Raw genomic sequence first — 10056 nt, 5'->3', positions numbered from 1 at the left:
AAAGACGATGAGGTAGATAGGTTCGAGGTGGAAGTGTGGTGACACATGGAGCTGACGAATACTAATCGATCGAGGACTTAACCAAAATGTTTGAAACATTCAATGCACCGTTTATCCAGTTTTGAAAGAACAACAACTTTCTAAAAGAGGGTTTCAAGATACGAGTAGTTCAAGGAAGCAATTGAGAGAATGAAGGAGCGTACCTAAGTACGTGACTGACTGAACGAATGAAGCTGACAAAGAAAGACGACGTATATTGGAAGCCGACAATAGTCTAGTGATGATGGCAAAGAGGTCACACCCGTTCCCATACCGAACACGGAAGTTAAGCTCTTTAGCGCCGATGGTAGTTGGGGGATTCCCCCTGTGAGAGTAGGACATCGCTAGGCACATTATAAAAGTCGAGGATTTATTCCTCGGCTTTTTTTTTGTTATATACTTTTCTTTTTATTAATAATTTACGGTACAGTCGGTAAACCCATTCATTTATTTTGTGAGATTAACTCAAAGGTAAAAGAAACCCTTTTATAAATCTATAAAAATGATATTGCTAGATAAGTTCCCATAAATAAAGGACATGTGTTCGTTGTTCCGAAAACATATTATCCGATCAGTGAGGTTGACCCAAAAATTCCAGAAGTTATGCTGACCACGCAAAAAATCCAATAATATTAGAAAAAACATTCACTGCGACGGAATTACAATAATAAAATGGCTCTTCAAAGATGTTGTACACTACCATTTGCATATCATTTCATGTTTTAATGGTGATGTTTTTTCGTGGCATGAACCAGAAATAATTGTGGGAGAGGATGAAGTTGAACTTTTGAAAATAACATTGCAAAGTTTATTGTAGATAGGGGAAATCGCAAAGGGTTTTTTCTAGTTTATCTTTCTTATCTTACATTTGATATTTTTTAATAAAAAACTAGACTTTTTTTCTGCAATTCGTAGTTCTTTGTGGGCGTTTTTTTGTCCGATTTATTGCGTCATTACTAATTGTTACAAAATCGTGTATTCTAGAAATGTACTATCAGGGTATAATGGGTTTCAGGCGCGGAAGAATAATTAAAGACTAGTGATTGGAAGGAAGAGCAATGTGGGAAAAAAGCAAATTTGGTATGAAGTAGAAGAAAATGAGACGATTGACGAATGCTTGACGAGAATGCGTCAAGATGGTTATCTAGCGGTAGGACGAAAAGAGGAACCGGTTTTTCATATAGTAGATGGAGAACCCGCGTATTTGCGTCAAAAAATACAATTTAAAGCGATGTTGTGTCAAGATTTTGAATAAATTCGACTTAAAACCGAACAATTATAATTAGTGAAAATAAAACGTTCGCATTTTTGCATTGACGATAGTGTTTTCAATTGTTAAAATGTGATAAGGAAAAACAATTAAATCCCTCATATATGCTAGAGGATTGGCTCTAGTGTCTCTACCCGGCACCGTAAATGCTGGACTATGCGGGAAAGCAACTTTTGGCATGTTAAGGGAAGGTGTGTGTACAGATGTGTAAATCTGCATATTCTTTTCATAATAAGTCCTCAAGTAAGCTGCTTTCACGTGTATTGTAGAGAGTAGTTTATTTGGGGATTTTCTATGTAGACAAAAGTAAAGAAATGCAGTGGCTATTGAATAATAATAGAGGCTTGCACAATAATCGATCATTTTTCTATCGTGTAAAAGGAGCGACAATTCATGAATCCGAAAATCGGTGTCATTATGGGTAGTTCAAGTGACTGGGAAACAATGAAGCATGCATGTGATATTTTAGATGAATTACAAGTACCGTACGAGAAAAAGGTAGTATCCGCACATCGTACTCCTGATTTAATGTTTGAATACGCAGAAGCAGCACGTGAGCGAGGTATTCAAGTAATTATAGCAGGTGCTGGCGGTGCGGCACATTTACCAGGAATGGTAGCAGCAAAAACAACGTTACCAGTTATTGGTGTACCCGTGCAATCTCGTGCCCTTAACGGGTTGGATTCACTATTATCAATTGTCCAAATGCCAGGTGGTGTTCCTGTAGCGACTGTTGCGATTGGTAAAGCAGGAGCAACGAACGCAGGACTGCTTGCAGCGCAAATTTTGTCGACAACTGATACGGAACTTGCTAACAAACTAGATGCTAGACGCGAGGCGACGAAGCAACAGGTATTGGAAAGCACAGGTGACTTAGTGTGATAAAAATTATTTATCCCGGACAAACAATAGGTATAATTGGTGGGGGACAACTTGGTCGTATGATGGCACTTGCGGCAAAGGAAGCTGGCTTTAAAGTTGCGGTACTAGAACCTACAATGGATTCACCTTGTGGACAGGTTGCGGATATTCGTATTGTGGCACCTTACGATGATGAGTCGGCATTAGAGGAACTGGCAGAAGTAAGTGATGTTATAACATATGAGTTTGAAAATATTGATTATGACGGCTTAAAGCGGTTAACTCAAATGGCCTATGTACCACAAGGTGCAGAATTAGTTCGCATTACACAAAATCGTGTAACGGAGAAGGCTGCGATAATGAACGCGGGTTGTCCAGTAGCACCTTATGTAGTGGCGGGAACATATGAAGAGCTAGTAGCCAATATCGATACCATAGGATATCCTTGCATTGTGAAAACAGCAAGAGGTGGTTATGACGGCAAAGGACAGCAACTTCTAGAATCTGCAGTTGATCTACCATTAGTGGAAGGGCTTTTCGCCCACTCACAATGTATTGCTGAGGGGTTTGTACCATTCGTGAAAGAGGTATCTGTCATTGTACAACGGAATGGTAATGGAGAGTCTTATTGTCAGCCTGTTGGTGAAAATATTCATGTTCATCATATTTTGCATGAAACCATTGTACCTGCGCGTATCAAAGATGAAACAGCGTTAGTAGCTGAACAGGAGGCTTTGAAAATTGCAGATTACCTAGACTTAGTAGGCACACTAGCGGTAGAAATGTTCGTATTAGAAAATGGCGGCATTATTATTAATGAATTAGCACCAAGACCTCATAATTCAGGTCACTATTCAATAGAAGCATGTAATGTATCACAATTCCATCAGCATATTCGTGCTGTTTGTGGTTGGCCGCTGCGCAAACCACAACTATGGGCACCATCAATTATGGTGAATGTTTTAGGGCAACATGTGGTGCCACTAAGTAACTCGATTGCAAAATATCCTGATTGGTCATTGCATCTTTATGGGAAAGCTGAAGCTAAGGTGAACCGTAAGATGGGCCACGTAACGATTATGACAAAAGATTTGGACCATACTTTAAAAGAAATCGAGCATTCTGGCATTTGGTCAGAATAGAAGGAGATACGCAATGATTGAACGTTACACAAGACCCGAAATGGGCGCAATTTGGACAGAACAAAATAAATACCAAGCTTGGCTAGAGGTCGAAATTTTAGCATGTGAGGCTTGGGCAGAAATTGGCGATATTCCAAAGGAAGATGTAGCTAAAATTCGTGATAATGCTTCATTTGATGTAGATCGTATATTGGAAATTGAGAAAGAAACACGCCATGACGTAGTAGCCTTTACGCGTGCAGTTTCTGAAACGCTAGGTGAGGAACGTAAATGGGTACACTATGGCTTAACTTCGACGGATGTAGTTGACACAGCACTTTCTTATATTATTAAACAGGCGAATGATATTTTACGACGAGATATTGTGAATTTTATTGATATTATTGCAGTGAAAGCAAAAGAGCATAAACATACGGTTATGATGGGACGCACACATGGTGTTCATGCAGAACCAACAACTTTTGGCTTAAAGCTAGGCTTGTGGTATGAAGAAATGAAACGTAACCTAGAACGTTTTGACGCAGCAGCACAAGTAATTGAAACTGGGAAAATGTCTGGAGCAGTTGGCACTTATGCAAATATCGACCCACGTGTTGAACAATATGTATGTGACAAATTAGGGTTGGCTGCATCACCGATTTCAACACAAACACTACAACGTGACCGCCATGCACAATATTTAGGTGCATTAGCATTAATTGCGACATCAATTGAAAAATTCGCAACTGAGATTCGCGGGTTGCAAAAATCCGAAACACGAGAAGTAGAAGAAGCTTTTGCAAAAGGACAAAAGGGCTCATCAGCAATGCCACATAAGCGCAATCCAATCGGTTCTGAAAATATGGTTGGTATGTCACGTTTAATGCGTGGTTATATGGTAACTGCTTATGAAAATGTAGCACTATGGCATGAACGTGATATTTCACATTCATCCGCAGAGCGTGTGATTTTACCGGATGCAACAATCACACTGAACTATATGTTAAACCGCTTTGGTAACATCGTGAAAAATTTAACAGTATTCCCTGAAAACATGAAACGTAATATGGGCCGCACATTTGGACTAATTTACTCTCAACGCATTTTATTAGCACTAATCGATAAAGGCTTAGTGCGTGAAGAAGCGTATGATACAGTACAGCCATTAGCAATGCAGGCGTGGGACGAGCAAGTTCAATTCCGTACGTTAGTCGATGCAAGTGAAAAAATCACAGCGTATTTAACGAAAGAAGAATTGGACGAGTGCTTTGACTACAACTATCACTTACAGCATGTAGACATGATTTTTGATCGTCTTGGACTAAACTAACTTTTATTCAATCATTCGACGAAATAAAGTTAGTGCCGTTGACGGATGTTACGGATTTTGAATTGCTTGTACGATTCAAAATCCGAACATCACAATGTTGAGGCGTATTTCATAATAATCTGGGGGAATGACGAAATGAATAAAGATCAACTTTTGTATGAAGGTAAAGCAAAAAAATTGTATGCAACTGAGGAATCTAATGTACTCCTAGTAGAATACAAGAATAGTGCGACAGCATTTAATGGTGAGAAAAAAGAAGAAATTGAAGGAAAAGCTGTTCTAAATAACCGCATTACTTCCTTAATATTCGAAAAATTACAAGCAAACGGAATTGCGTCACATTTCGTACAACGATTATCTGATACAGAACAACTTGTGAAAAAGGTCGACATTATTCCAATTGAGGTCGTAGTACGTAACGTTGCGGCTGGTAGCTTAGCTAACCGCCTTGGCCTTGAAGAGGGCACACCATTAAAGCGTCCAATCGTTGAATTCTATTATAAAGACGACGAACTGGGCGATCCGTTCATTACTACGGAGCATATTGATGTACTAGAACTTGCAGCACCAGAAGAAGTAGCAGCAATGTATGAAGGTGCATTGGCTGTTAACAAAGTACTGCAACCAATATTCGCAGATGTAAACGTTACTTTAATTGATTTTAAATTAGAGTTTGGACGTGATACAAATGGCGATGTACTGCTAGCTGATGAAATCTCACCAGATACATGTAGATTATGGGATGCAGAAACAAAACAAAAGTTGGACAAAGACGTCTTTCGTCGAGACCTTGGTAATTTAACTGAAGTATATACTATTATTCTTTCTAGACTCGGAGGCAAATAACAATGAAAAAAGTTAAAATTTTCGTAACATTACGTGAGAGTATTCTAGATCCACAAGGTTCAGCAGTACAAGGTTCTTTAGCTAAAATGGGTTATGGTGAAGTAGAAGAATTACGTATTGGTAAATATCTAGAGCTTACAATCAGTGATTCAGCGCGTGATATCGACACTTTAGTAAAAGAAATGTGTGAAAAAGTTTTAACGAATGTAGTAATTGAAGACTACCGTTACGAAGTCGAGGAGGCTAACTAATCATGAAATTCGCAGTACTCGTATTCCCTGGGTCAAACTGTGACATCGATATGTATCATGCGATTAAAGATGAACTAGGTGAAGAAGTAGAATATGTATGGCACACAGAAACCGATTTAAGTAGCTTTGATGGCATTTTAGTTCCAGGAGGTTTCTCTTATGGTGACTATTTACGTTGTGGTGCAATGGCAAACCAGTCAAACATTATGGCGGAGGTTAAAAAGGCAGCAGATGCTGGTAAACCTGTGCTAGGTGTATGTAATGGATTCCAGATTCTAACAGAAGCAGGCTTATTACCTGGTGCATTACTTCGTAACAAAAACTTAAAATTCATGTGTCGTACAATACAGCTTAAGGTTGAAAACAACAATACATTATTCACAAATCAATATGAGCAAGGTCAAGTAATCAATATTCCAATCGCCCACGGTGAAGGTAACTACTACTGTGACGGGGAAACATTACAAAAACTAAAAGATAACAATCAAATCGTGTTCACATACTCAGGAGAAAATCCAAACGGTTCTTTAGCAGACATCGCAGGGATTATTAACGAGCGCGGCAATGTATTAGGTATGATGCCTCACCCAGAACGAGCTGTTGATGCACTTGTGGGCGGAGCAGACGGTCTAGCAGTATTTAAATCAATTGTGAAGCAGTGGAGGGAAAATCATGTCAACAACTAAGTTTGAGCCAACAGCACAGCAAATTAAAGATGAAAAGCTATACGCTGGTATGGGGATGTCAGACGAAGAATTTGCAATGGTAGAAGGTATTTTAGGCCGCCTGCCAAACTGGACAGAGACAGGTCTTTTCTCAGTAATGTGGTCTGAACACTGCTCATACAAAAATTCAAAACCAGTATTACGAAAATTCCCAACACAAGGTCCTCAAGTATTACAAGGGCCTGGTGAAGGTGCGGGTATCGTAGACATTGGTGATGAACAAGCAGTTGTATTTAAAATGGAATCCCATAACCATCCATCTGCAATTGAACCTTATCAAGGTGCAGCAACTGGTGTTGGTGGTATTATCCGTGACGTCTTTTCAATGGGGGCACGCCCTATTGCAATGTTGAACTCTTTGCGTTTTGGAGAGTTGAAGTCAGCACGTGGTAAATACTTATTTGAAGAAGTTGTTGCTGGTATCGCAGGTTACGGTAACTGTATTGGTATTCCAACGGTAGGGGGCGAAATTCAATTTGATTCTTGCTATGAAGGAAATCCGCTTGTGAACGCGATGTGTGTTGGTTTAATCGACCATAAAGATATTCAACGCGGTATTGCAGCAGGTGTCGGCAATACAGTCATGTATGTAGGCGCAAAAACTGGTCGTGATGGTATCCACGGTGCGACATTTGCATCAGAAGAATTAACGGAAGACTCAGAAGATAAACGCCCTGCAGTTCAAGTAGGCGATCCATTTATGGAGAAGCTTTTACTGGAAGCATGTTTAGAAGTTGTGAAATCTGATGCATTAGTCGGTATTCAAGATATGGGTGCAGCTGGTCTTACGTCATCATCTGCTGAAATGGCTTCAAAAGCTGGCTCAGGTGTTGAAATGAATCTAGACTTAGTACCGCAACGTGAAACGGGTATGACAGCTTACGAAATGATGTTATCCGAATCTCAGGAACGCATGTTATTAGTTGTGAAAAAAGGTCGCGAAGATGAAATTAAAGCAATTTTCGATAAATATGATTTAGATGCAGTGGCTATTGGTGTTGTTACAGATGACAAAATGCTTCGTTTACTTCATAACGGTGAGGTAGTAGCGAATGTGCCGGCTGATGCCCTTGCAGAAGATGCACCAGTCTATCATAAGCCATCTGCTGAGCCTGCTTACTATGCAGAATTCCAGGCAATTAAAAATGTCGAACCAGCCGTAACAGATTACAAAGAGACGTTAAATGCACTGTTAAAAGCACCGACTGTTGCTTCTAAAGAGTGGGTTTACGATCAATATGATTACCAAGTACGTACGTCAACAGTTGTTGCTCCAGGCTCAGATGCTGCAGTTATTCGTGTACGTGGAACAAACAAAGGGCTTGCAATGACAACAGACTGTAACTCTCGCTACATTTACCTTGATCCAGAAGTGGGCGGTGCTATTGCAGTAGCAGAAGCGGCTCGTAATATTGTAGCAACTGGTGGTACACCACTTGCAATTACAGACTGCTTAAATTTCGGTAACCCAGAGAAACCAGAAATCTTCTGGCAAATTGAAAAATCAGCGGATGGTATCTCAGCAGCTTGTACAGCACTGAATACTCCGGTAATCGGTGGTAACGTATCTCTTTATAATGAGCGTTCAGGGGAAGCTGTTTACCCAACACCAACAATCGGGATGGTAGGTCTAATCGAAGACTTAGCACATGTGACTACACAAGAAGTGAAAGCTGCGGACGATGTTGTATTTGTTATCGGTGATACAAACACAGAATTTGGCGGCTCAGAACTTCAAAAATTATTAAATAATGGTGTGATTTCAGGAAAAGCACCAGCTATCGACTTAGAGGTTGAGGCAACTCGTCAACAAGCATTACTAAAAGCAATTAAAGCTGGACTTGTACAATCTGCACATGATGTAGCAGAGGGAGGTCTTGCGGTAGCACTTGCTGAAACAACGTTTGGAGCTAAAGGTTTAGGTGTTGATGTGACATTAACTGGTTCTGCAACAACAGTATTATTCAGTGAAACACAATCTCGTTTTGTAGTAACAGTCAAAGCAGAAAATGTTGCTGCATTTGTCGAGACTGTCAAAGATGCACAAAAAATCGGTGTCGTAACAAACAATGCGCTGGTTAAAATCAACGGGGACAACGGTGTGCTTGTAGAAGGTACAGTGGAGGAATTCCGTTCTAATTGGAAAGGAGCAATCCCATGCTTGCTGAACTCAGAGGCTTAAACGAAGAATGTGGGGTGTTTGGTATTTGGGGGAATCCGAATCCAGCACATCTTAGTTATTACGGGCTACACGCTCTTCAACACCGTGGACAAGAAGGAGCTGGTATCGTCGTTTCTGACGGTCAGCACCTTCGCGCGGTGAAAGGCGAAGGACTAGTTAATGATGTATTTAATGAAGATAAATTAAAAGCAGTCGATGGAAAAGCGGCAATTGCCCACGTTCGATACACAACTGCTGGTGGTGGCGGTATCGAAAATGTTCAGCCATTACTATTCCATTCATCAACTGGTAGCCTTTCAATTGCTCATAACGGTAACTTAGTCAATGCGACTCACTTAAAACAATATTTAGAGCGACAAGGTAGTATTTTTCATTCTAGCTCTGATACAGAAGTGCTGGCGCATCTTATTAAGAAAAGCTCGCATTCACCGTTCCGTGCAAAGGTGAAAAATGCCCTATCATTATTAAAGGGTGCGTATTCATTCTTAATCATGACAAAAGATGAAATGCTTGTTGCACGTGATCCACATGGTTTACGTCCACTTTCTCTAGGAAAGCTTGGAGATGGTTGGGTCGTTGCTTCTGAAACTTGTGCATTCGATTTAATCGGCGCAGAGTTTGTTCGTTCGGTAGAACCAGGTGAATTGTTAATTATTAACGATGAGGGCGTAAAGTCTGATCGTTTCGCTGATATGGAAAATCGTGCAATGTGTGCAATGGAATATGTGTACTTAGCACGTCCTGACTCGGATATTGATGGCATTAATGTGCATATGGCACGTAAGCGTATGGGGAAACAACTTGCACGTGAATGTGCTCATATCGAAGCTGATGTCGTAACAGGTGTTCCAGATTCTAGTATTTCTGCAGCAATTGGTTTTGCTGAAGAAAGTGGAATTCCATATGAGTTAGGTTTGATTAAAAACCGTTATGTAGGTCGAACATTCATTCAGCCGACTCAAGAATTACGTGAACGCGGTGTGAAAATGAAGCTTTCACCTGTTGTGCAAGTAGTAAAAGGTAAACGAGTAGTGATGGTCGATGATTCTATCGTTCGAGGCACAACATCACGTCGTATCGTAAAAATGTTAAAAGATGCCGGTGCATCAGAAGTACATGTTGTGATTTCTTCACCTCCGATGACTGATCCTTGTTATTATGGCATTGACACTTCCACACATGAGGAATTAATTGCATCTAGTCATAATGTAGATGAAATTCGTGAAGCGATTGGTGCAGATTCGCTTACATTTCTTTCTGTTGAAGGAATGGTGGAGACTATTGCACGACCATATGAAGATGAAAACCGTGGCCTTTGCTTAGCATGCTTTACAAGCAAATATCCAACTGAAATTTTTCCTGATACAATCTTACCGCATGAAAAAGAACTACTTCGTTAAGGTTATGCACAAGCAATCTTAGCGTGCCTTT

The 10056-nt window shown here is 40.2% G+C and carries 9 protein-coding genes, 2 rRNA genes and 1 riboswitch; all 11 genes read left to right on the top strand.

Annotated elements, in window-relative coordinates:
- Positions 1-85, top strand: a 23S ribosomal RNA gene (locus C9J35_RS12380); the annotation flags it as partial.
- A 188-nt stretch (positions 86-273) separates the two neighbouring features.
- Positions 274-389, top strand: a 5S ribosomal RNA gene (rrf, locus tag C9J35_RS12375).
- 710 nt (positions 390-1099) lie between these two features.
- A complete protein-coding gene (locus C9J35_RS12370; RefSeq protein ID WP_107924741.1) occupies positions 1100-1294 on the top strand; it encodes an NETI motif-containing protein in 195 nt (64 codons plus the stop codon).
- A gap of 93 nt (positions 1295-1387) precedes the next feature.
- A riboswitch (purine riboswitch) is annotated at positions 1388-1486 on the top strand.
- 216 nt (positions 1487-1702) lie between these two features.
- Entirely contained in the window at positions 1703-2191 is a 489-nt protein-coding gene (purE, locus tag C9J35_RS12365) for a 5-(carboxyamino)imidazole ribonucleotide mutase (RefSeq protein ID WP_107924740.1), read from the top strand.
- Positions 2188-3312 carry a 5-(carboxyamino)imidazole ribonucleotide synthase gene (gene purK / locus C9J35_RS12360; RefSeq protein WP_054767631.1) on the top strand — a complete coding sequence of 375 codons (1125 nt, stop codon included), beginning with the start codon at positions 2188-2190 and terminating at the stop codon, positions 3310-3312. Before purE ends, purK begins: the two co-directional genes overlap by 4 nt.
- Positions 3313-3325: 13 nt before the next feature.
- Positions 3326-4621, top strand: a complete 1296-nt coding sequence (gene purB, locus C9J35_RS12355) for an adenylosuccinate lyase (RefSeq protein WP_054767632.1) — start codon at positions 3326-3328, stop codon at positions 4619-4621.
- 135 nt (positions 4622-4756) lie between these two features.
- Entirely contained in the window at positions 4757-5467 is a 711-nt protein-coding gene (gene purC / locus C9J35_RS12350) for a phosphoribosylaminoimidazolesuccinocarboxamide synthase (protein WP_107924739.1), read from the top strand.
- A gap of 2 nt (positions 5468-5469) precedes the next feature.
- A complete protein-coding gene (purS, locus tag C9J35_RS12345; RefSeq protein ID WP_010857136.1) occupies positions 5470-5718 on the top strand; it encodes a phosphoribosylformylglycinamidine synthase subunit PurS in 249 nt (82 codons plus the stop codon).
- A gap of 2 nt (positions 5719-5720) precedes the next feature.
- Entirely contained in the window at positions 5721-6404 is a 684-nt protein-coding gene (purQ, locus tag C9J35_RS12340) for a phosphoribosylformylglycinamidine synthase subunit PurQ (protein WP_054767634.1), read from the top strand.
- A complete protein-coding gene (purL, locus tag C9J35_RS12335) occupies positions 6391-8625 on the top strand; it encodes a phosphoribosylformylglycinamidine synthase subunit PurL (RefSeq protein ID WP_107924738.1) in 2235 nt (744 codons plus the stop codon). The genes purQ and purL overlap by 14 nt, the downstream gene beginning before the upstream one ends.
- Positions 8601-10025, top strand: a complete 1425-nt coding sequence (gene purF / locus C9J35_RS12330; RefSeq protein ID WP_054767635.1) for an amidophosphoribosyltransferase — start codon at positions 8601-8603, stop codon at positions 10023-10025. Before purL ends, purF begins: the two co-directional genes overlap by 25 nt.
- Positions 10026-10056: the final 31 nt, after the last annotated feature.

Origin of the sequence: Lysinibacillus parviboronicapiens, from assembly GCF_003049575.1 — a bacterium.
GTDB classification, from domain to species: domain Bacteria; phylum Bacillota; class Bacilli; order Bacillales_A; family Planococcaceae; genus Lysinibacillus; species Lysinibacillus parviboronicapiens.
The sequence above is the reverse complement of the archived record's forward strand: the minus strand, read 5'-3'. Positions and strand labels throughout refer to the sequence as shown.